This is a genomic window from Capnocytophaga catalasegens, assembly GCF_026005215.1.
Taxonomy (GTDB): domain Bacteria; phylum Bacteroidota; class Bacteroidia; order Flavobacteriales; family Flavobacteriaceae; genus Capnocytophaga; species Capnocytophaga catalasegens.
This window is the reverse complement of record NZ_BPMA01000032.1, coordinates 22,538-45,153: the sequence shown is the minus strand read 5'-3', so window position 1 is coordinate 45,153 and position 22,616 is coordinate 22,538. Positions and strand designations below refer to the sequence as shown.

The following is a 22,616-nucleotide window of genomic DNA, read 5'->3' as shown; positions in this document are numbered from 1 at the left end:
CGCCATGAAACTGAAAATATTCATAACTATTGATTTTGAGGCAAATATACAAAATTATTTTTAATTACGGATATACAATTGTTTTTTCAAGAAAAAGAACTAAATTTGCCCAAAAAAGAATATGTATAAGAGTTTTATTCGCCCAATTTTATTCCTATTTGATCCTGAAAAAATACATAATTTCACATTTTGGTTTCTGAAAAAAGCACATAAAATAGCTTGGATTTCTGATTATATTCGGAAAAAATTTCAGATACAACACCCTGATTTACAACGAGAAGTTTTCGGAATAAAATTCCCAAACCCGGTAGGATTAGCTGCTGGTTTAGACAAAAATGCTGAACTTTATAAAGAACTTTCTTGTTTTGGGTTCGGTTTTATAGAAATCGGAACTATCACTCCTAAACCCCAAGAAGGGAATCCTAAAAAACGGCTTTTTCGTCTAAAAGATGACAAAGGAATTATAAATCGAATGGGATTTAACAACAAAGGTGTTGCAGAAGCTGTCCGTCAATTACGCTTCAATACAAATGTTATTATTGGTGGAAATATTGGCAAAAATAAACTAACTCCTAATGAAAAGGCAACTGATGACTACCTAATTTGCTTTGAGGCACTGTATGATTATGTAGATTATTTTGTGGTTAATGTAAGCTCACCTAATACACCTAATCTCAGAACCTTGCAAGAGAAAGAACCTCTGAAAAATCTACTTGAAACTTTACAAAAAAATAATCAACAGAAACCAAAACCAAAACCTATTTTACTTAAAATAGCACCTGACCTTACTGATGAACAACTTTTGGACATTATTGAAATTGTCAATCAGACCAAAATAGCTGGTGTTATTGCAACCAATACAACTATCGCCCGCGAAAAACTTATTTCGCCAGAACAAACCGAAACAGGCGGACTAAGCGGAAAACCTCTGACTCATCGCTCTACACAAGTCATTCGCTTTTTATCTGAAAAAAGTCAGAAATCTTTTCCCATAATTGGGGTTGGAGGTATACATAATGCTAAAGATGCACTTGAAAAATTAGATGCTGGAGCAACACTTATACAACTCTATACCGGATTTATTTATGAAGGTCCAAAACTTATTCGTAAAATAAATAAAGCTATTCTAAAACGAAGGTAGCTCTCTTTTATCTCTATAATTTTAGAAGATTTCACGAAACTATTATATAAAAGAGAGGTAAAAGACCACTATACAAAGCTCTAATTATCAACCAATATTTTTTTAAAAATAATACCCAAGCCCTATTTGCAGAAAGTTCTGTTTAATATTTATTTTCATATTTTCATATTTTAAAAGAACATTATTATTTATTGTGAAATGATAACTTATATCAATAAAAAAATGTTCTGAAACCTGAATAGAAGCCCCTCCTTGTCCGCACAGGTTTAATAAGTTATAATCAACCAAAAGAGTAGATTGGTCAGGTGGTGGTGGAATAGGACCAGGTAAAGTGTCTTCTTTTTTTACACCTTTTTCTTTGTATGTCCCAAAGAAAATAAATGAAGGTTGCAAACCTGTAAAAATTTTTAAAAACTTTATCTTGTGTGAGATATTAGCTTCAAAGCCAATCTGATATACTTCTGCTTTTAGAGTTGCATTCCGATATTTTTCAATCTCTGTTGAAAATTTTTCTTTTATATAAAATGTAGAATTTTCAATTTTCCCACCTGTTTCTGAAATTTTTAATCGTAGTTGGAAATCAAATTCTTCTGAGAGTGAAAAATCTTTTCCACCTGCGATAAAAAAACCTTGTTCAACACCTGAAACTATTTGCAAATTAGCAATTTTAGAAGAACTTGCCGTTAGTGTAGATGCCGTTAGTCCAACAACAAGAAATTTTCTAGGGGGTTGTTGAGCAAAACTACTAAAAAAAGGAAATACTAAGAATAAAAAAATACGCATAAAATAAAGAAAAAAGGTTGCGAAAAATGCAACCTTGATTTTATCAAAGATAAATAATTTTTAAAATCTATATCCTACTCCTACTTGGAAATATCTTTGTCTAACTCGAGCAAAATCTGTATAATTTTTGTTAATAGATGAAATGCCAAAATTGTAGCGAACATCCATAAAAATATTATCAGTAAACATATATTCAGCCCCTAAATGTGCTGAAAAATTAGTTGTTAGTTGTTTTTTGATTTCGCTATCCAAGTCGATTTCTATCATATCTGTGTTTTTTTTGAATTCATCAACAAGATCTATTTCTTTTCCACCAAGAGTTCCCTCTCCTTTTAGTTTAACACCTGCAACAAAATTCACACCAAATCCACCGAAAATAGAAAATCTATCAAAAGTATATTTCAAAGAAATAGGAATTGTAATATTATGAATGTTAAGTGTAACTTTCCCTTTAGTTAAGGCAGAAGCATTGGAGTCTAATTCAAAAATAGGTTCTCCGTTAAAATTCTTTGGAATTTCGTTGATGTCGTACTTAATTCTTGTTCCTAATGAATTGTAAAGTACTTCACCTTGTAAAAACAAATTGTTAGCCACATTGTATTCAACAAAACCTCCTGCATGAAAGCCTGATTTCGTTCCTAAAACAATTTTGGCGCTTGTTAGAGGCGTTGTAACAACAATGTTTGAAGCGTTATAGCCAGCCTTAATGCCATATTTCACTTGTGCATTTGCAACTCCAAAACAAGTTGCTACCATTAAAAATAAAATTTTTTTCATTTTAATATGTTATTATATAATTTGGGGCAAATATATACATTTTTTCCATTTTTTTATGTTAATGAAATGATAATTTTTTTTCACTGCAAATATCAATATTCATTCCTGATTAAATCTTAATGATATAATAATTATTTGTATGTCCGTTTAGTGTAATAAATGATTTTTTTGTAATAATTTATCAAAAACAAAAATATAACTATTTGATTTTTAATTGTATATTGTATATTTTCATATTTTGCCTGTAAAAATTAGTAGTTATACTCCTTTATTGGTGATAATGGAGATACGTAAATAATTATAATTTTTAAATAGAAAACAATATTTTCCATACATTTTTTCTTTGTTTTTTTATCGTCCGAAGTTCGGAGGGTAGATTTATATTTTATTTTATATAGTCCGAAGTTCGGAGAGTGGTATTCTGTTTTACTTTTGATTGTCCGAACTTCGGATAAGATTATTTTGTTTTTATTTGTGATGTCCGAAGTTCGGAATGTAGAAAAATTATTTGTTAGCTAATGCTTCTGATATTAAATAGCCGCCTGTCCAAGCATTTTGAAAGTTAAATCCTCCGGTGATAGCATCGACATCGATAACTTCTCCTGCTAAATACAAATTTGGTAGTAATTTACTTTCAAAGGTTTTGAAATTTATCTCGGAAAGTGATACGCCACCTGCTGTTACAAATTCCTCTTTAAAAATAGATTTGCCGTCAATCCTAAATTGCGACTTTGTCAATACTTCTGATAGGGTTAGCAAGTGTGATTTCCCTAATTCTGCCCATATCATAGCGGGTTGCAATCCTGATTTGCCCAATAATCGAAGCCATAAGCGTTTCGGCAAATCAAAAAACTGCGAATTTTGAAGCATTTTCTTAGGTTGCTGTTGTTTTACCTCTTGTAAATGTTGCAAAATGTCCTCTTGATGAGGTATTTTATCATAATCTGCTAACCAATTTACCGATAATATACATTGATATTGATGCTCCGCTAATATTCTTGCACCCCAAGCAGATAATTTTAGTACAGCAGGACCACTAAATCCCCAATGGGTAATGAGCAAGGGAGCAATGTTTTTGATTTTTAGTGGTTTATTGTCTGTATTATATAGAGAAACTTCAGCGATTGTCGATATTCCAGCCATATTCCTTATAAAATCATCGGAAGTATTGAAAGTGAACAACGACGGCACGGGAGAAACAATGGTATGTCCTAATTTGGCTAACAGATTCCATATTTTTGGGTTGCTTCCCGTTGTAACGATAAGGTTTTTTGTATGAAATGTAGTGTCGGAAGTGGTTACTTGCCAATGATTTGCTTCTTTTTGGAATGAAATTACATTCTGGGAGGTCAGCAGTTCAATGTTTTTTTGCTTAATTTCTCGTAAGAAACAATCGATTATAGATTTTGAAGAGTCGGAGGCAGGGAATACACGTCCGTCGGCTTCTGTTTTGAGTGGAACTCCTCTGTTTTCAAACCATTCCATTACATCTCCGCACATAAATCGATGAAATGGACTTAGCAGTTCTTTTTCCCCGCGTGGGTAATTCTTTACTAAATTCTGAGGGATAAATTCGGCATGGGTAACGTTACACCGACCACCTCCTGATATACGTACTTTTGCGAGTACTTCTTTTCCTTTTTCTAATATTGCTATTTTTAGTTCCGGACGCTTGTCTGCACAATTGATTGCTGTGAAAAAGCCAGCCGCTCCACCGCCAATTATAAGTATATCAAACATTTTTGAATCTTTTTCGTTGTACAAAAAAATAAACTCCGATTATCTTTCCTTTTTCGTATCAAAAATATAAAGACAAATCACACAAATAATTGAAGTGATAAATGTAGAAACGATTATTCGCTGTAAGGTAAGTACTATATGATGAAAATTGAATATTTCTAACAAATAAAATGTAATATAATAAATAAGTATAAGCAATACAACATAAGTCCAACGAATATACACGGATTGTTGTAAAAGTTCAATGGACTGATATTCAAAATTTTTACCGAATAACAACTGAATTAGCATAGGTCTTATCTGTACGAGAACCAAAGTCGCCGCTGTATAAATTCCCCCAGTATCTGAGAAAGCATCTATAATAATTCCTGAAAAAAATGCCAGAAATAACAGTGGAATATTACTTTCTTGATATGGAAAAATCAAGAAGAATAGCAAATATACCATTGGGTTAGCAAATCCTAAGAAATTTATTTGATTTAATAAAAATACTTGGATTATCAACAAAAATAAAAGCTGTCCTATGTATCTTATTTCATTCATTTTCTTGTGTTTGCTCTTCTAATTCACGGATTTCTGCTTGATCTTTATTCTGAATAATATAAACATGTTGTATTCTTGCCATATCAGTAAAAAGTTGTATATTCAATATTAAAGAATTATCTAATGGATTGATTTTAAAATCCTTAACACTCCCTACTGGAATTCCTTTTGGAAAAATACTTGACCTTCCGTCAGTAACAATTGTATCTCCTACTTTTACTGGTGCAACATTTGGAATATCAGTCATCTGTACAATATTCAATTGTTTATCTTCCCAACGCAGAGTTCCGTAATGAGCTGTATTTTTAAGAGCTACACTAAGACGAGAACGTGTGTTTAGGACTGATTGCACCGAAGCAAATCTTTTGGAAGTTTTATCAATAATTCCTACAATGCCTTTGGGTGAAATAACTCCCATATCTTGCATTACAGAATCATTAACTCCTTTGTTTATCAACAAATAATTCTTAGAAAGATTGATGCTATTTTTGATTACTTCAGCACGAAGAACTTTGTATTTGTTAGGAGAAAAAGAAACTTCGGTTTTTGTATCAATTGAATCTATTTTTAATTTCTGAAAATCAAGTATTTGCTGATGTAATTGCTTATTTTCTTCAACTAAAATCTGATTCTGATTTTTCAATGAAAAATATTGTTCAATTGCATCTGAAAATGAATAAAAATGTCCTGAAATAAAATTGGCAGAATGCAAATATCTCGAATTTTGATACGAATTAGCTTTAAAAATTAAGGCAAATGATATACCAAAAAGAAACAAAAAGATAAAAAAATCTTTCTGCCGTCTAAAAAATATAATTATTTGCCTCATTTATAGTTATTTAATTAAAATCGTTTTGAATTTTTGAATATTTTTCAGTGTAATTCCTGTTCCACGAACTACAGCTCGCAATGGATCTTCTGCTACATATACGGGCAAGTCAGTACGCATCGATATACGTTTATCAAGCCCACGAAGCATTGAACCTCCTCCTGCCATATAAATTCCTGTGTTATAAATATCGGCAGCTAATTCGGGTGGTGTCTGAGAGAGTGTTTCCATAATAGCTTCTTCTATACGTAAGATTGATTTATCAAGAGCTTTGGCTACTTCACGATACGAAATTTGTACTTGTTTCGGTTTCCCTGAGAGCAAATCACGTCCTTGCACCATCATATCTTCTGGTGGAATATCCAGTTCTTCAATAGCAGAACCAATCGTAATTTTAATAGTTTCAGCAGTGGTTTCTCCTATATACAAGTTATGCTGTGTTCGCATATAATAGATAATATCATCTGTAAAAACATCTCCTGCAATTTTAACAGATTTATCACATACAATTCCTCCCAAAGCAATAATAGCAATTTCGGCAGTACCTCCTCCTATATCAATAATCATATTTCCTTTGGGCTGCATAATATCTAAGCCAATCCCAATAGCTGCGGCCATCGGTTCGTGTATCAAGAATATTTCTTTTCCATTAACACGTTCGCATGATTCACGTACTGCACGCATTTCAACTTCAGTAATTCCTGAAGGAATACATACTACAATCTTAAGTGATGGAGAGAAAAATCGTCGATTCAACCCTGGAATACTCTTAATCAATATGTTAATCATTTGTTCTGATGCGTCAAAATCAGCAATAACTCCATCTTTCAAAGGGCGAATTGTCTTAATATTTTCGTGAGTTTTACCTTGCATCATTTGTGCCTCTTTCCCAACGGCGATAATTTTATTATTTGTTCGGTCTTTGGCAACAATTGATGGGCTATCAACCACAACTTTGTCATTGTGAATAATTAAGGTATTGGCAGTTCCTAAGTCGATTGCTATTTCTTCAGTTAAGAAATCAAAAAATCCCATAATAGTAAGTTGATATAAATTATTTACAATCATTATATTAGGTTATAATGATTGTGTATTTCGTATTTTATTATTTTAAGCGCCCAAAGGTAACAAAAAAAATTATTACAAAAAAATATTTTAACGAGAATAAAATTATTTTTTGGGTAAAATTATCATTTTTTGATAAAAAAGAAGCTATTCTTTAAAAGAATAGCCTCAAAAACTATGATAAAAACAAAGTCTAATGCTTAAAATGACGAATACCTGTAAAAACCATTGCTATTTTATGTTCATTACAATAAGCAATACTTAATTCATCTTTGATAGAACCACCTGGTTGAATAACTGAAGCAACCCCCTCTTTGTAAGCAATTTCTACACAATCTGGAAATGGAAAAAAGGCATCACTTGCCATTACTGCATTTTTCAAATCAAAATTAAATTCGTGAGCTTTTTTAATGGCTTGTTTTAAAGCATCTACTCGGCTAGTTTGCCCTGTCCCCGAGGCTAATAATTGTTTATTTTTAGCCAATACAATTGCATTGGATTTAGTATGTTTGCATATTTTGGAAGCAAAAAGCAAATCTTCCAATGCCATTTGAGTTGGTTTTTCATTAGTTACAACCAAAATATCTTCTAAACTATCCGTTTTGTAATCTTTTTCTTGTTCTAAAAGACCATTTAAACAAGTTCGAGTAGTTTTTTGTGGTAAATTATTATTTTTTATACGTAAAATGATCCGATTTTTCTTGTTTTGAAGTATTTCCAAAGCATTTTGCTGATAATCGGGAGCAATAACAACTTCACAGAAAAGCGATTTAATTTCTTGTGCAGTTTCACTATCAATCGGAGCGTTGGCAATAAGAACACCTCCAAAAGCAGAAACAGGGTCGCAAGACAAGGCTGTTAAATAAGCCTCTTTCAAAGTAGCTCGTGTAGCTACTCCACATGCATTGTTATGTTTTAAAATAGCAAATGTTGGAGCATCGTTCTTAAATTCAGCAATCAAATTAACCGCTGCATCAACATCAAGTAAGTTATTGTAAGAGAGTTCTTTACCATGAAGCTTATCAAACATTGCTTCCAAATCTCCACAAAAAACACCTTTCTGATGTGGATTTTCTCCATATCGAAGTTCTTGTTTTTTTTCAGAAAACTGCTGATTTATTTCAGTTTGGTTGAAATAATCAAAAATAGCTGTATCATAATGTGAGGTATTCATAAAGGCTCGTGTAGCAAACGATTTTCGTTCAGAAAGGCTCGTTTTTCCATCATTTTCTGTCAATATTTGTAATAATTTTGGATATTCTGCAATGGAAGAAATACACAATACATCTTTGTAATTTTTAGCAGCTGCTCGAATAAGCGAAACTCCTCCAATATCAATTTTTTCAATAATTTCTTGCTCTGATGCTCCTTCTTTTCGTGTTTTTTCAAACGGATACAAATCGACAATTACAATATCAATTTGCGGAATTTCGTATTGTTTTATTTGGGCAAGATCTTCAGGAAAGTCTTGACGATTAAGAATGCCTCCAAATATCTTAGGATGTAATGTTTTAACACGTCCTCCCAAAATAGACGGATATTGTGTAATTGTTTCAACAGGAATAATTTCAATACCTAAATTTTTGATAAATGTTTCAGTACCACCTGTTGAATATATAACAAATCCTAAATCATTCATTTTGCGAACAATTGGTTCTAATCCATCTTTGTTATACACAGAAATTAACGCAGAATGTGCTTGTTTGAGTTCCATAAATACTACAATAAACTAGGTTTTAAATTTTGCGCAAAGGTAAAAAACAAAATTCAAGAAACAAAATTCAAATATTTGAAATTTGAAACTTAGATTTTGTTAAGACATAATGCTTTGCATCTCTACTTGTTTTATTTTTAACCAAACAAATGTTCTATGACTTCTTCAATTTTGGCACATTTTACAATTTCTATTCCAAAACGATTTGAAGAAAGTTTGCTATATTTGGAAATAAATATACGATGAAAACCCAATTTTTCAGCTTCTGAAATACGTTGTTCGACACGTTGTACAGGACGTATTTCGCCACCAAGCCCCACCTCGGCAGCAAAACATGTAGTTTTATCAATAGCGATATCTTCATTGGAAGACAAAATAGCTATGGTAACTCCCAAATCAGTTGCAGGGTCATCAATACTGATTCCTCCTGTAATATTCAAAAAAACGTCTTTGGAACCCAATCGAAAACCTGCTCTTTTTTCCAAAACAGCCAAAAGCATATTAAGCCGCTTGACATTAAATCCGGTAGTGCTTCGCTGGGGAGTTCCATATACAGCTGAACTTACAAGTGCCTGTATTTCAACCATCAACGGGCGCATTCCTTCCAAAGTTGCAACAATGGCTGTTCCACTGAGATTTTCTTCTGTTTTAGAAATCAAAATTTCAGACGGATTATTCACTTCTCGAAGTCCCGAACCTAACATTTCATAAATTCCCAATTCAGAGGTAGAACCAAATCGATTTTTTAACGCTCTAAGAATACGAAAAATATGATTTCTATCTCCTTCAAACTGCAAAACGGTATCAACCATATGTTCCAAAATTTTGGGGCCTGCGATATTTCCATCTTTGGTTATATGCCCTATTAAAATAACAGGTACGCCCGATTGTTTGGCATATTTGATAAGCTCGGCTGTACATTCTCTAATTTGCGAAATACTTCCTGCCGAAGCTTCAATATAATCAGAATGTAGCGTTTGTATTGAATCTATAATCAAGATTTCAGGTTGCAGTTCTTTAATTTGTTGGAAAATATTTTGAGTTTTGGTTTCAGTAAGTATATAACAATTACTTTGAGCTGACAAAATACGTTCCCCTCGCATTTTTATTTGTTTTTGGCTTTCTTCTCCTGAAACATACAAGGTTTTGTATGGCAATCTCAGTGCTATTTGTAACAAAAGCGTACTCTTACCAATACCTGGTTCTCCACCCAAGAGAGTAACCGACCCTGGAACAATGCCTCCCCCTAATACATTATTAAATTCCTTATCTCCACTATCCATACGAATTTCCTTATCGGAACTAATTTCGTGTAAAGGCAAATAGGTAGCCACTCGTTTTCTTATCGATAACGTTTCTGTTTCCCATTGAGGTGTTTTTACTTCTTTTTGTACAAGTTCTTCAACAATGGTATTCCACTGCTTACAAGCGTAGCATTGTCCTTGCCATTTGCTGTATTGCGTTCCACAATTCTGACAGAAAAAAGATGTTTTTACTTTTGCCATTTTATAATTTTTGCACAAAAATACAGCTTTTTATTAGTACTACGAAGTTTGGTATCAAAAAATATTTTTATAAATACAACTTTTATGCCTTTGTTTAATTTCAGAATCCTTTTTATTTATAAAGTTTTTTCCTACCTTTGTGCTATTATTAACCCAAATTTTATAGTTATGAGACATATAACAAAAACAATGTTTGTGTTAGGGTTGCTTTACTTTGTTGGGTGTTCACCAAAAGTAGAGAAAAAGCTTCCACGTATTGCTATTGCAGGGATAGCTATTGAATCAAGTACCTTTTCGCCTGCTATATCTGATGAAGATGCCTTTCCGTTATGCATTGGCGATAGTATTTTTTCGTATTACAACTTTTTTGTTCCAGATTCAGGGGTTGTACAACGTGCCGAGTGGGTGCCAACGCTGCGTTCGCACGCTATGCCAGGGGGAATCGTAAAACGCGAAGTTTATGAAAAAATGGTAACGAAAACCCTTGAAATGCTCAAAGCATCTTTGCCTATTGATGGACTTTTCTTTGATATTCACGGGGCGATGAGTGTTCAAGGATTGGAAGACCCAGAAGGAGATTTAATCGTTCGTATCCGTAAAGTTATTGGAAATGAAGTGCTTGTTTCTTCGTGTATGGATTTGCACGGAAGTGTTTCGCCACGATTGGCACAAAACATTGATATGATTACTTGCTACCGACTTGCTCCACACGAAGATGCGATGATTTCCAAAAAACGTGCTTTGGTAAACCTTATCGATCGTGTAGAAAGTGGCAAAGGAAAACCTGCTTACAAAGCGTGGATTCCCGTACCTATTTTGCTTCCAGGCGAAAAAACAAGTACTCGTATCGAACCTGCGAAAAGCCTTTACGGACAAATTCCAAGTCTCATTGATGGCGATAAAGTGATTGATGCTTCTATTTGGATGTCATACCCTTGGGCTGATGAACCTCGTAATCACGGAGTTGTGATGACTTATGGAGACGACAAAGAAGTTGTGGGTAAGGCTGCCGAAACTTTGGCAAAACATTTTTGGGACGTTCGCGATAAATTTGAATTTGTAGCTCCTACGGCTTACTTACCTGAATGTCTTTCGCAAGCCTTAACAAGTACTGAGAAGCCATTCATTATCAGTGATATGGGAGATAACCCAACGGCAGGAGGAGCTGGTGATGTTACCTGGACACTTACCGAACTTTTTAAACATCCTGAATTCAAATCGGAAAACGGAAAAAGTGTAATTTACGCATCTATTCCCGATGCTGAATTTGTGAAAAAAGCCGTAGAAATTGGTGTAGGCGGAAAAATAAATGCGTTGGCCGGAGCACGAGTTGATGACCGTTATGCTCCACCTGTGCAAGTGGCAGGAACGATTACAGCTATTGAAAAAGACGAAAAAAATAATACAATTGTAGTGGTGAAAAGTGGTTCTATCTCTGTGATTATCACTGAAAAACGGAAAGCATATCACCTTGAGCGTTATTTTACAGAAGTAGGTTTAAATCCCCGTGAAACGGATATTATAGTAGTGAAAATTGGTTACTTAGTTCCCGAATTGTATAATATGCGTAAAGGTTGGGTAATGGCATTAACTCCAGGTGGAGTCGATCAAGATTTGTTGCGTTTGCCTTACAAAGGTATCCAGCGTCCGATGTATCCGTTAGACCCTGATATGCCTACCCCTAACTTGAAAGCTCGTTTTGTTCCATTGGCAAATGAACCAGCAGTTACGAAATTGTAAATTTACATAAAAAAGAGTTCCCTATGCTCTTTCAGAATTTTCCAGGTATACCTTTTGTATTGAAAATCTTTTTGTATTTTTGGGCTATAATTATTTGTTATTACTTGATTGAGTCAATAAAAAAGTTATTTTTTATAATTAAGAATTTTTATATTTTACATTATACTCCTATTCAATTTTTAATAACTATACAAAGTTTCTTTTTAAGTATTTATAGAATAATTTGACCCCATTTGAAGTATATTATATAGGTCATACAAATAAAATATCTTTATTTAACATATAAACAATTAAAAATAAACACTATCAGCTTCAAAAAGTATCAGAATAATGGGAAATATAGCTGATTATATTCTAAAAGTACCTTTTAAGAAATTTAATATAATTCTTTTATTAATTGTTTCACTTTTTGTAATCTTTCTATTTGGTTCGGGGGTATTACTATCCTCAATTGAGCTATGGCAAAGAATACTTTTAGTGTTAGTATTATTGTCTTCTGTTTTTATATCATTTAAATTGATACATAGGCTATATAGGAAGACAGCAATTATTGTAACTAAAGAAGGGGTATGAGATAACACTTTTTCAAAACCAATATTTATAAAATGGGAAAATGTAGCTTCTATTCGTAGTTATAAAGATTAAAAATATAAAATATATAATCAAATAACTTTTATTCTAGACAGATATATAAAATATATACCCAATAGAACAAATTGCATAGAAATTCGTACAGATATTTTAAAAATTGATTTTGATTTACTTTAAAATAGTATCTTTTCGGCATATAAAGAATATCATAAATAGTATGTAGAAGAAAAGAAAGGTAATTATAACATAATTTATTAAAAATAGTTTATTTTTGATATAAAATTAGGTATTTTTTCCCTGAAAAGTAGCTTGTCAGAATTTTTTAAAATAAAATAACTTTAAAAAGTTTGTTTTTACTAAAAATTTAGTATCTTTGCACTAAATAAGTCATCTCTTTATCAAAGATAAAAAACAAAAAGCACCTAAAAAGGAACTGATTAAAGCTCTATGAAAAAATAAAAACATAATAAGTTACTTGATGTAACAAAATAAAATCATTTCACGCCAAAAAGTAGCTCGGCAAGAAAATATAATTTTTTTTTACAATAAAAAGTGGCTCATCAATAGAGAGTAGGTTTATTTCTACTCAAAAAGCAACTCGACAGAAATAAATTATTTTATTTTGCAATAAAAAGCAACTAATTTTAATCAATTAGCAAACAAAATCTTTAAAAAGCAACTGATTAAAGTTATCTAAAATAAAAATTTATAAAAAAGGAGCTGATTAAGGTTAAAAAATAAAATCAATCTAAAAAGAGATCTTATTTCGAATTGAAAAAAGAAAACATGCTATTTAAAAGCGATTTTGTTATCATGTATTTATTTTAGTTAGCGTCTTTATTTTCGGTAGCTCGGCTATTTAAGTATACTATATAACACCGAGCTACTTTTTTTAGCAAATTGATATGTAATAACTCTATTTTTTAAATATTTTTTTATATGGGGAAAATAAAACTTGCCAACTTGGATGTAGCTCGCTTACATAATGCTGAGTTTTCATCACTTATTCAACGTTTTTTCAATGATTTTTCAAAAACGTCGTTGCCTATAGATACCGACACGATTTTTAAAACTTCATTTGAAACGATTAAATCACAATTAGCTATATATAATGCTGGATTAGACCAAGTTCGTACCAGTGAAGACTCTACCAAAGTAGTAAAGGCAGATGCACTTCGCGATGCTGACTTCAAATCACTTAAAAACTCTTTGAAACCTTTCCGAACCAGCTTGCATGCATCTGAATTAGAGGCATACACGGCATTACATTTACTTCTTTCTGAATATAAAGGAGTAGAGAATGATAGTTATGAGGTGCAGACAACTCGATTGAACAATTTGCTTGAACGTCTGAAAAGTTCAACTTACAAAAAGCATATTGATGAACTTGGAATTGAGCGCTTTGTAGTTCGTTTGACCAATTCGAATACTGCTTTTAAAGAAATTTTTTCAAAACGCTCTTTCGAAACCCTTCAAAAGCCTTCTTACGATGTCAAAAAGCTACGAAAAGAGCTTACTGAGTCTTACAGAAAGTTAGTAAATTATGTTCTTGCTCTATCTCAGATGACTCAAGAGCCTTTTTATACGGAAACCCTTGAAGTTTTCAACAACGGACGCAAATACTTTGCAGATACTATCTTATCAAGGCGTTTATCTAAAAAAGAAGAAAAGAAAGAGGCAGAATAGTACTATATATGTATATATTATGGTTCGTTTTTAGAATTTATATCACAAATTAAATAGAAACATTTTTTAACTTGCCTCACTTTTATATTATTTTTTATAAATATATAATGGTGAGGCTCTAATTTGAAAAAAATTATAAAAAATAACTTTTAAAAGCTATTATTTTAGGTTATTGATAAAAAAATTAGCTCATAAATACTATTTTCTATGACTTTTTAGTCATTTTTTGTAATCTTAGTAATCTTTTTTAATTATTATAAAATAAAAAAATGCCTATTTGAATATATTATATCAAAGATTATAATAGTAGTACTTCACTATTTTATACAATAATCAAGTTGAATTACTAAATAAATAGAAAAGATAAACAAGTAATCTATTTTAATATTTACTCTCTCTTATGAGATACTTTTTAGAAATACGGAATAATAAATGATAATAATAATACATAGTATAAACACATATAAAACAAGATTATATAGAAATGAGCCTTTTTATAAAATAAATTATTTAGAAATTCAAAGAAAAGTAAAAATATAAACTAATGAAAAACATATTCTTTTTGTCAATATTCTTTTTAATTTTATATGGATATGCTCAAAATAACACATTCAATAAAGAGCAAATAGAAAATATCAATCAACTAATAAAGTTATTCAATGAAATAGATATTGATAAGATTTCAGAAAAAATTCAATATCCTTTGCAACGAAAAACACCTATTCCTAATATTAAAAATCAAACCGAATTTAAACAACAATTTGATGAAATATTTGACCCAACTTTAATTAAACAAATTGCTAATTCCAAAATTGAGCAATGGTCAGAGGTAGGTTGGCGTGGAATTATGCTTGACAATGGCTTGATATGGTTAGATGGTGATGGTGAAAATATAATTGCTATAAACTATGAAACAGAAAAAGAAATTCAGTTAAGAAAAAGACTAATAAATAAACAAAAGTTAGCTTTATACCCTTCTTTGAGGAATTTTAAAAATCCTATGTATCGTATTCAAACTGAAAAGTACCTTATTCGAATTGATGAATTATCTAACGGAAAATATAGATACACTTCTTGGAAAACTAATCAAAATGAAGCCTCAAAACCTGATATTATTCTAAATAAAGGAACTATAGAGTATGACGGGAGTGGTGGCAATCATTCATTTACTTTCTTGAACGGAATTTATACTTATATTGTATCAATACATTTAATACATTCAGGTAATGCCCCTGACTCTACACTTGAAGTTATGAAAGGTACAAAAAATATATTATCTCAATCAGGAAAAATACTAACACATTAAAAAAAACAAAATATAAGGATAATCAATATAAAAATTAACAGATATGAAAAAATGTATGGTAGCCATTATTTTGGCTTTTGCATTGAGTTCGTGTTCGGAGAAAAATCCATATACACAAACTCAGAATGTGGCAAGTGATTACAAAATTGTTCCACTTCCACAGAAATTAGAAGCTCAAAAGGGTCGTTTTTTATTAAATGACAAAACAACAATCTATGCTGATGCCTCTTTGGTTAAAGAAGCCGAATTCTTGAAAGATTATATCGCTTTACAAACCAATTTGAAAGTAAATGTATTCAAAGGTAGCGGTTCAGAAGAAGGAATTGTATTAGAAATAGACCCTAAGATAGCCAGTGAAGAAGGATACACTATAAAAAGTAGCCCGAAGCTGATAAAAGTTAGCGGAAAAACGGCACAAGGTGTATTCTATGGACTGCAAACTTTGCGCCAGCTTATCACGGAAGTAACTACTGATAACGGAAAAAAAGACTATGTAGTTCCGAGTGCAACTATCGAAGATGAACCTCGATTTGCCTATCGTGGTATGCATTTGGACGTCGGGCGACATATGTTTCCGTTAGAATTTATCAAGAAGTACATCGATTTACTTGCGATGCACAAAATGAACCGCTTTCACTGGCACTTGACAGAAGACCAAGGCTGGCGATTGGAAATCAAGAAGTATCCGAAACTCACCGAAGTAGGTGCGTGGCGTTCTGAGACTGCCATAGGTAAAAACTTCCCGTATGCCTACGAGGGAGCGACCTTCAAAGGTGATGGAAAGCGATACGGAGGTTTCTATACTCAAGAAGAAGCAAAGGAAATCGTAAAGTATGCTGCCGAACGTCATATTACTGTAATTCCCGAAATCGACCTGCCAGGTCATATGCTTGCAGCTTTGGCGGCGTATCCTGAGCTCGGAAATGGGACAGGTCCTTATGAGGTAGCCAAATGGTGGGGTGTTTTTGACCAAATATTAGCTCCGAAGGAAGAAACGTTCCAGTTTTTGGAAGATGTATTTACAGAAGTGTTAGAAATCTTCCCGAGCGAGTATATTCATATCGGGGGAGATGAAGCACCCAAAACGGAATGGAAAAAATCGGCTCAGGCACAAGAAGTCATCAAGCAATTGGGCTTAACAGATGATACAGAGCCCAATCCGGTAGATGGTAAGAAACATACCAAAGAAGAAAAGCTCCAAAGCTACTTCATCACACGTGTTGAGCAATTTCTTAACGGAAAAGGTAGACAAATTATTGGTTGGGATGAAATACTGGAAGGCGGATTGGCGCCAAACGCTACTGTAATGAGTTGGCGAGGCGTGGAAGGTGGCTTGACAGCGGCAAAAGCAGGTCATAAAGCCATTATGACACCTGGTGGATATTGTTATTTTGACCATTATCAAAATCAGGTAGATGCCGATACAAAACAACCTTATTTAAGTATTTGTTGTTTAACTACTGTGGAAAAAGTATATTCGTATGACCCTATTCCGGCAGAGTTTACCCCTGAACAAGCTCAACTTATCTGGGGAGTACAGGCTAACTTATGGACAGAGTATATCCATTCGCCCGAACAAGCCGAATATATGGTGCTTCCACGAATGACGGCACTATCAGAAGTGCAATGGACACCCGTAGCTCAAAAGAATTATGACGAATTCAAACAACGTATTCCTTCCATTCGTTCTATTTTAGATAAGATGAACGTCAATTATGCGAAACATATTTTCGAGGAAGGTAAATAAGCCCCTGACCAATCAGCAAAGGAAATACTACTTGCTGATTGGTTTCTTTTTTTATTTATATTTCATTTCAGTATGAAAAATAGATACTTTTTAATAGTATTCTTTTTGTGTTCATTTGTGATATTTGGACAAGGAATTACTTTTGAAGTAGAAAAACTATCGAAACCTGACTATTTACTCTCTTTGAAATCGCCAGATGCTGTTTTTAAGGAACTTATATTGAAAGAAATTAAAACATCATTAAACAGCGTAAAAAGAGATAGTTTGAATATTGATTATGGTATAATAGCTACCAGTCAAGTTTCTGATAGTTTGGTTACTTTCGGATACAATTCTTTCTTTTATGGAATGTATTCGGCTTATGCCAATCATCGTCCGTTTGTACTTTCGCCCGATATGATTTGGCTGCTTATTAGTCAGGGTTTTGCTCATCATATAGCATCTGCCCCTGAAAAGTATCGTTCGTACTTTGTAAATTTTGAAGGGAGAAAATCTTTAATCATTACAACGAAAAATGATTTACTTTCAGCCAATACATCGGATTGGGAAGCGATTTTTCCTAAGTTTTCAGAGCAAATAGCCTCTATCACAGGTCAAAAACTTATAGATAACCTCACATCGGACTTTTCTACCACCACAGCAACCGAAAAGATGGCATCTCATATCACAGTTATGGAGGCTTTAAAGCCTTACTTTGAATATGTGGTAATGCATATCGTCTGTGGAATACCAGAGATTACGCTTCGGGGTACAACTGAGGATTGGAAGAAAGTACTTAACAAAGCTCAGAGCCTTAGACAATATGACCTAAAATGGTGGATTGACGAAATAGAGCCACTTTTGAAAGAATTCGTAAAGGCTTCCCAAGGAAAAGTAGACAAAAGGTTCTGGCAGAATATGTTTAAGTATCATAGCCAGGAGAAATATGGCGCTCCGAAAATCATTGACGGTTGGATAGTGAAGTTTTTCCCTTATGACAAAACAGGGAAGCGTAACAATCTGAAAGAACTTACTGGCGGAGATAATTTGCCCGATGAAATTGTAAAGGTTGATGTCCGTTACATTCAAACTGACGGTATTCGAACCACTGAAACACCTCTCGAACTTTGGGCGGGCTTTATCGGGCTGGAACAAGATGCCAATAACTTTACATTGACACCAAAAATTGGCTGGATGATAAAGAAAAAAGATGTAGAACAGAAAATGCATCTTGAAGAGCTTAAAAGAAATAATGATTCCTTTGGAATTATCCTTTCTGTAGATAAAGTACCTGAAATATTACAGAAAATGACTAAGATTGAATCTCTTAGTTTATATTTCAATACAGAAGTATTCATTCCTGAATGGATGAAAGATATAGAAATAAAAAAATTGACTATCAAAGGTAAAATTTCAGAGCAAGAGCAAAAAAAGATTATTGACTGGTTCAAACATATTGATTTGCTTATAATCAATAGAAATACTATGATAAATAATCAAGGAAAATAAAAGTATCCTTATTATCTTTATAAAAAAAAGTCAGCGAGCAGTGTTTTTCTGCTCGCTGCTTTGTTTAAACTTTAAAATATTTAAATAAAATGCATTTTCTTACTAAATTAAAACGTTCGAGAAATTATTTTATCAATTCGCTGATAGGTATTTTCTGGAAATATAAATCGCCCGCTCCTTCGTAGAGAATGCCAATATATTTATTGTCAATAAGGGACAAACAAGAGTACCCAAAACATTCATCACTATAAAATGGCACCTGAGGAAGTTTATCCCAAGTAAGTCCTTCATCATCACTGACTTTAAGTGTCATATTGATTCGCTTACGAGCATCAGCGGGATTTGAAAAGAACAAATATTGTTTGCCTTGCTTATCTTTATAGGCTATAATACTTGCCATACAATTGGGTTCAACCAATGCGACACGTGAAGACGAATGTTCATTCCAAGTTTGTCCCAAGTCAGAAGTTACTGCCACCGAACGTCCATGGTATTGGTCGCTCAGTTCATAGTTTGTTCGGTTTCTATCATCGCGCATATTAAGCATTATATTTCCATTGCTAAGTTGCACTACTTGGGCTTCGGTGGTGTGCGATTTAGCTCCCGTACCTGTGTGCCAAGTCTTCCCGTGATCTTTACTATATATAAGTGTTGAGTGAGGAACTTGTTTGTCATCTTTGTATTGTGCTGCAAACATAATTGTCCCATCTTGGAGGCTAATTCCACTCCCTGGACCATTGAAGAATAAATACCATTCAGGATTTTTGGTCTGCAAAGTAATATTAACAGGGTCGCTCCACGTAACGCCATCATCTGTACTATTTACAAGCATCAATTGACCTGTTTGTTGTGGTGTCATACCGGGTTTCGAAGCCCACCACGCCATTTGATTTTTAGTATGTCCGTGTAGCCAAAGAGCTGCAACCCATATAGTTCCTGTCTTTTTATCGACCAAAACAGCAGGGTCACCTATACCATTAAGTTCTTGGCTTACCCCGCCCCATTGTTTCATATCCATAATTACTTTCATAGGCTCCCAAGTTTGTCCCCCATCTGTGCTTCTACTCATTCCTATATCAATATTTTCTTGCAAATCTTTACAATTATTATATCGATTATCATAAACAGCAATAAGCGTTCCTTTGTTAGTTGTTGTCAGTCCCGGAATGCGATAACAATCTACGTTATCTTGCTTTTTTACTCGAACAGAAATACCAAAACGTTGAGCTGGATTTTCAAATTGCGAAATTGAGAGGCGTTCTTTCCCCGACATAAACTCAACAGCCTTTACTTTGACTTTGTTTAATAAATTAGGATTTGTAACCGTCTTTGCCACAACCCAAACAAAAGTTGTATCTTTTACAGCTATGTTTCCTTTGACAGAAATTGTATTGCTTGTAACTACATTTTCCCCGAAAAGTACCTTTTCTTTGTCATTTTTATTCTTACCAAAATAAATAAACACTTGGCTCAAATCAAGATTTTTCATTGTTGATTCAAGATGCACTGATACCTGCGAAATATTTTTTTCTTGCGGAAAATGGAGACCTATCTGCGCCAAAACATTTTGTTTTTCAGTAAGAAGAGGCATTTTAGGTTGCTGTGCCTCTACTGAAGATAAATCCACATACATTACAGATTTACAAGAACTTATAAATCCTAAAATAGTAGCTAAAAGAATAATTTTGTAGTTCATAGCATTTGATTATTAAAAATTTTTGTGCAAAGATAAAAAAAATAAAGTTATGTAGTACATTAAAAAACTTTTTTTATTACCTTTGCAGTAATGAATTTTTAAACTAAAAATCATAATGAAAACAGATGATAAAATGCTAAAACCGATAGAGAATGTTTCACTAGTAGATCGAGTAGAAAGACGGATTATCCGATACATTAAAGAAAATGGGCTACAACCTGGTGATTCACTCCCTAAAGAAATGGAATTTGCCGAATCATTGAATGTAAGTAGAACTGCTGTTCGTGAAGCAATGCTTCGGTTACGTACATTGGGGCTTATTGAGTCGAAAAAACATAGAGGAATGATACTTACCAAACCTGATTTGGTTAATAACTTTGAAAGGATGCTCGACCCTGCCATTATGGACGAAAAAATGTTGGCTTACCTCTTCGAGTTTCGTTTAATTCTTGAAGTAGGTATGGTTGATTTTATCTTTGCACGCAAAACAGAAAAACAAATGCAAGAATTGGAAGAAATAGTTATAAATTCACAAGAAAAACGTTGTGATAGTTCTTTTTTCAGTCTTGAAGACGAAATCCAATTCCATGGGAAACTTTACGAAATGGCGGGGAATGAACTCTTGCACAAATTCCAAAATGTGCTACTACCTATCTTTGAGTATGTACATAACATTAGTAAAACCGATAATGTAAGTTTTACCCCCAATGGACGGAAGGAAGTAACTCACAAAGACCTTCTGAACGAACTAAAAATAGGTACACCAACCTCTTTCCGAGAACTAATGCGCGAACATCTAACGCCACACTTTGACCGAGCTATGTCACATAAATAATAGCTCTTTATGTAACAATTACATCAAAGCTCTAAGTAACAAAAACCAAGTATGTTACTTAGGGCTTTCGTTGTATTTGCTGATATTTTGAAAATTATTTATCTTTTTTTATTTTATTCTTTGAAAAAAAACATTAAAAAAATTGTTTATGAAAATAAAAAATTGTTTCTTTGCCCCATAAATATAAAAATTAATTTCATTATGAAAAAAATAACAGCTATTACCCTACTTATTACAATGGCATTAGGGTTATCTACTTGGGCACAAAAGACACAAAATACTTCACAAAGTAGTTTTGAACGTTTTCTATTAGATGCAGGATACGATAAAAATGGAAACAAACTTCTTGAAGAGGAAGAACTTGTTGATATTATCTCTCTGAACTGCTCTAACAAAGGGCTTTCTGACTTAAAAGGAATTGAGAAATTAACAAATCTGGAAATTTTGAATGCTTCAAACAACAACCTTTCTGTTGTTACTTTAACAAACAAAATTCTGATAGAAGTGAATTTGAGTAATAACAAACTCACTCAATTGAATATTGCAGAATGCGAAAATTTAACAGGTGGCTATGCTAAATTTAATGCTCGGCAAAATCCGAACTTAAAATGTATCAAAGTAAGTTCACGTAACCAATTAGGAGCAACCAAAGCATTTAGACAAAATTGGCTAAAAGATGATACAGCTCAGTTTAGTGTGAATTGTAATTAAATTAAAAACAATGAAAAAAATAATTATAACGCTATGTACCATAGCTCTTTTTGGAAATATTTTGATAAGCTGTAAAAAAGAGGAAAATAACAATCTCAATACTCCTCCCAACAATACAGCACAACCAGAAGCAACTTCTTTTATGACCTATGCACTAAAAACATACGATAAAAATGCAAATGGTCAATTAGACGACTCTGAAGTGGGTAACATTGAAACTTTAGACCTTTCTAACAAAGGACTTACTGACCTTGACGGATTAGAAAAATTCACTAATTTAGAAACTATTAACGTTTCAAAAAACAATCTAACTTCGGTTACTTTGAAAAATAGCTTATTAAATAATATAAATTTAAGTCAGAACAAATTGACTAAATTGGACATTTCAAATAATACAGGATTAAATTATGCTCAGGCAAAGTTTGATGCTACTAATAATCCAAATCTTGTTTGCATAAAAGTAAATAATAATCAATTAGTATTCTCTAAAACGTATAAAGATAACTGGCTAAAAGACGATACAGCTTCTTTCAACATAACTTGCAACTAATTAAACAAAAATAGTATGAAAAAAATAATTTTACATATATGTTCTCTTACTCTTATAGTAGGAAATCTGGTGAGTTGTTCAAAAGAATATCCCTCCAACGCTATAAACATACAAGAATACGAAGGAAAAAACAATAATCAAGGAAACAATCCTAACAATCCTAATCCTA

The 22,616-nt window shown here is 32.8% G+C and carries 18 protein-coding genes; 9 read left to right on the top strand and 9 right to left on the bottom strand.

Annotation, left to right across the window (positions count from 1 at the left end; all coding sequences use genetic code 11):
* The first annotated feature begins 121 nt into the window (after positions 1–121).
* The gene (locus tag OO775_RS09675) at positions 122–1,141 is read left to right on the top strand and encodes a quinone-dependent dihydroorotate dehydrogenase (protein ID WP_264846880.1); all 1,020 of its coding nucleotides are present in this window, start codon (positions 122–124) and stop codon (positions 1,139–1,141) included.
* A gap of 102 nt (positions 1,142–1,243) precedes the next feature.
* On the opposite strand, the gene OO775_RS09670 is transcribed toward OO775_RS09675, so the two are convergent.
* The 8 genes from OO775_RS09670 to radA form a co-directional block, all read right to left on the bottom strand.
* The gene (locus OO775_RS09670; protein ID WP_264846879.1) at positions 1,244–1,924 is read right to left on the bottom strand and encodes an outer membrane beta-barrel protein; all 681 of its coding nucleotides are present in this window, start codon (positions 1,922–1,924) and stop codon (positions 1,244–1,246) included.
* A gap of 60 nt (positions 1,925–1,984) precedes the next feature.
* Positions 1,985–2,701 carry a porin family protein gene (locus OO775_RS09665; RefSeq protein ID WP_264846878.1) on the bottom strand — a complete coding sequence of 239 codons (717 nt, stop codon included), beginning with the start codon at positions 2,699–2,701 and terminating at the stop codon, positions 1,985–1,987.
* A 504-nt stretch (positions 2,702–3,205) separates the two neighbouring features.
* Entirely contained in the window at positions 3,206–4,441 is a 1,236-nt protein-coding gene (locus tag OO775_RS09660; protein WP_264846877.1) for a BaiN/RdsA family NAD(P)/FAD-dependent oxidoreductase, read from the bottom strand.
* Between the two features lie 39 nt (positions 4,442–4,480).
* The gene (locus OO775_RS09655) at positions 4,481–4,984 is read right to left on the bottom strand and encodes a rod shape-determining protein MreD (protein ID WP_264846876.1); all 504 of its coding nucleotides are present in this window, start codon (positions 4,982–4,984) and stop codon (positions 4,481–4,483) included.
* Positions 4,977–5,813 (bottom strand): rod shape-determining protein MreC, encoded by an 837-nt coding sequence (gene mreC / locus OO775_RS09650; RefSeq protein ID WP_264846875.1) that lies wholly within the window; start codon positions 5,811–5,813, stop codon positions 4,977–4,979. The genes OO775_RS09655 and mreC overlap by 8 nt, the downstream gene beginning before the upstream one ends.
* 6 nt (positions 5,814–5,819) lie before the next feature.
* Positions 5,820–6,848 (bottom strand): rod shape-determining protein, encoded by a 1,029-nt coding sequence (locus OO775_RS09645; RefSeq protein ID WP_264846882.1) that lies wholly within the window; start codon positions 6,846–6,848, stop codon positions 5,820–5,822.
* A 223-nt stretch (positions 6,849–7,071) separates the two neighbouring features.
* Positions 7,072–8,592 carry a bifunctional phosphoribosylaminoimidazolecarboxamide formyltransferase/IMP cyclohydrolase gene (gene purH / locus OO775_RS09640; RefSeq protein WP_264846874.1) on the bottom strand — a complete coding sequence of 507 codons (1,521 nt, stop codon included), beginning with the start codon at positions 8,590–8,592 and terminating at the stop codon, positions 7,072–7,074.
* 137 nt (positions 8,593–8,729) lie between these two features.
* Positions 8,730–10,097, bottom strand: a complete 1,368-nt coding sequence (gene radA / locus OO775_RS09635) for a DNA repair protein RadA (protein ID WP_264846873.1) — start codon at positions 10,095–10,097, stop codon at positions 8,730–8,732.
* Positions 10,098–10,265: 168 nt separating this feature from the next.
* Between radA and OO775_RS09630 the strand changes: the two genes are divergently transcribed.
* The 5 genes from OO775_RS09630 (at position 10,266) to OO775_RS09610 (ending at position 18,655) form a co-directional block, all read left to right on the top strand.
* Positions 10,266–11,837, top strand: coding sequence for a M81 family metallopeptidase (locus OO775_RS09630; protein WP_264846872.1), 1,572 nt, complete (start codon positions 10,266–10,268; stop codon positions 11,835–11,837).
* Positions 11,838–13,367: 1,530 nt separating this feature from the next.
* Entirely contained in the window at positions 13,368–14,114 is a 747-nt protein-coding gene (locus tag OO775_RS09625) for a DUF6261 family protein (protein ID WP_264846871.1), read from the top strand.
* Between the two features lie 544 nt (positions 14,115–14,658).
* Positions 14,659–15,420: a hypothetical protein gene (locus OO775_RS09620; protein WP_264846870.1), complete on the top strand. Its 762-nt coding sequence runs from the start codon at positions 14,659–14,661 to the stop codon at positions 15,418–15,420.
* A 43-nt stretch (positions 15,421–15,463) separates the two neighbouring features.
* Entirely contained in the window at positions 15,464–17,167 is a 1,704-nt protein-coding gene (locus OO775_RS09615; RefSeq protein WP_264846869.1) for a beta-N-acetylhexosaminidase, read from the top strand.
* Positions 17,168–17,239: 72 nt separating this feature from the next.
* Positions 17,240–18,655, top strand: coding sequence for a DUF4419 domain-containing protein (locus tag OO775_RS09610; RefSeq protein WP_264846868.1), 1,416 nt, complete (start codon positions 17,240–17,242; stop codon positions 18,653–18,655).
* Between the two features lie 124 nt (positions 18,656–18,779).
* Here OO775_RS09610 and OO775_RS09605 read toward each other — a convergent pair whose 3' ends face one another.
* On the bottom strand, positions 18,780–20,351 hold the full coding sequence (locus tag OO775_RS09605) for a sialidase family protein (protein WP_264846867.1): 1,572 nt from the start codon (positions 20,349–20,351) through the stop codon (positions 18,780–18,782).
* A 115-nt stretch (positions 20,352–20,466) separates the two neighbouring features.
* Between OO775_RS09605 and OO775_RS09600 the strand changes: the two genes are divergently transcribed.
* The 3 genes from OO775_RS09600 (at position 20,467) to OO775_RS09590 (ending at position 22,447) form a co-directional block, all read left to right on the top strand.
* A complete protein-coding gene (locus OO775_RS09600; protein ID WP_264846866.1) occupies positions 20,467–21,186 on the top strand; it encodes a FadR/GntR family transcriptional regulator in 720 nt (239 codons plus the stop codon).
* Between the two features lie 201 nt (positions 21,187–21,387).
* On the top strand, positions 21,388–21,897 hold the full coding sequence (locus OO775_RS09595) for a leucine-rich repeat domain-containing protein (RefSeq protein WP_264846865.1): 510 nt from the start codon (positions 21,388–21,390) through the stop codon (positions 21,895–21,897).
* Between the two features lie 10 nt (positions 21,898–21,907).
* Positions 21,908–22,447 carry a leucine-rich repeat domain-containing protein gene (locus OO775_RS09590; RefSeq protein WP_264846864.1) on the top strand — a complete coding sequence of 180 codons (540 nt, stop codon included), beginning with the start codon at positions 21,908–21,910 and terminating at the stop codon, positions 22,445–22,447.
* The last annotated feature ends 169 nt before the right edge of the window (positions 22,448–22,616 follow it).

What these genes read in the sequence shown, in the direction of transcription:
- OO775_RS09675 (WP_264846880.1), top strand. Translation starts at nt 122, where the DNA reads ATGTATAAGAGTTTTATTCGCCCAATTTTATTCCTATTTGATCCTGAA.
- OO775_RS09670 (WP_264846879.1), bottom strand. Translation starts at nt 1,924, where the DNA reads ATGCGTATTTTTTTATTCTTAGTATTTCCTTTTTTTAGTAGTTTTGCT.
- OO775_RS09665 (WP_264846878.1), bottom strand. Translation starts at nt 2,701, where the DNA reads ATGAAAAAAATTTTATTTTTAATGGTAGCAACTTGTTTTGGAGTTGCA.
- OO775_RS09660 (WP_264846877.1), bottom strand. Translation starts at nt 4,441, where the DNA reads ATGTTTGATATACTTATAATTGGCGGTGGAGCGGCTGGCTTTTTCACA.
- OO775_RS09655 (WP_264846876.1), bottom strand. Translation starts at nt 4,984, where the DNA reads ATGAATGAAATAAGATACATAGGACAGCTTTTATTTTTGTTGATAATC.
- mreC (WP_264846875.1), bottom strand. Translation starts at nt 5,813, where the DNA reads ATGAGGCAAATAATTATATTTTTTAGACGGCAGAAAGATTTTTTTATC.
- OO775_RS09645 (WP_264846882.1), bottom strand. Translation starts at nt 6,848, where the DNA reads ATGGGATTTTTTGATTTCTTAACTGAAGAAATAGCAATCGACTTAGGA.
- purH (WP_264846874.1), bottom strand. Translation starts at nt 8,592, where the DNA reads ATGGAACTCAAACAAGCACATTCTGCGTTAATTTCTGTGTATAACAAA.
- radA (WP_264846873.1), bottom strand. Translation starts at nt 10,097, where the DNA reads ATGGCAAAAGTAAAAACATCTTTTTTCTGTCAGAATTGTGGAACGCAA.
- OO775_RS09630 (WP_264846872.1), top strand. Translation starts at nt 10,266, where the DNA reads ATGAGACATATAACAAAAACAATGTTTGTGTTAGGGTTGCTTTACTTT.
- OO775_RS09625 (WP_264846871.1), top strand. Translation starts at nt 13,368, where the DNA reads ATGGGGAAAATAAAACTTGCCAACTTGGATGTAGCTCGCTTACATAAT.
- OO775_RS09620 (WP_264846870.1), top strand. Translation starts at nt 14,659, where the DNA reads ATGAAAAACATATTCTTTTTGTCAATATTCTTTTTAATTTTATATGGA.
- OO775_RS09615 (WP_264846869.1), top strand. Translation starts at nt 15,464, where the DNA reads ATGAAAAAATGTATGGTAGCCATTATTTTGGCTTTTGCATTGAGTTCG.
- OO775_RS09610 (WP_264846868.1), top strand. Translation starts at nt 17,240, where the DNA reads ATGAAAAATAGATACTTTTTAATAGTATTCTTTTTGTGTTCATTTGTG.
- OO775_RS09605 (WP_264846867.1), bottom strand. Translation starts at nt 20,351, where the DNA reads ATGAACTACAAAATTATTCTTTTAGCTACTATTTTAGGATTTATAAGT.
- OO775_RS09600 (WP_264846866.1), top strand. Translation starts at nt 20,467, where the DNA reads ATGAAAACAGATGATAAAATGCTAAAACCGATAGAGAATGTTTCACTA.
- OO775_RS09595 (WP_264846865.1), top strand. Translation starts at nt 21,388, where the DNA reads ATGAAAAAAATAACAGCTATTACCCTACTTATTACAATGGCATTAGGG.
- OO775_RS09590 (WP_264846864.1), top strand. Translation starts at nt 21,908, where the DNA reads ATGAAAAAAATAATTATAACGCTATGTACCATAGCTCTTTTTGGAAAT.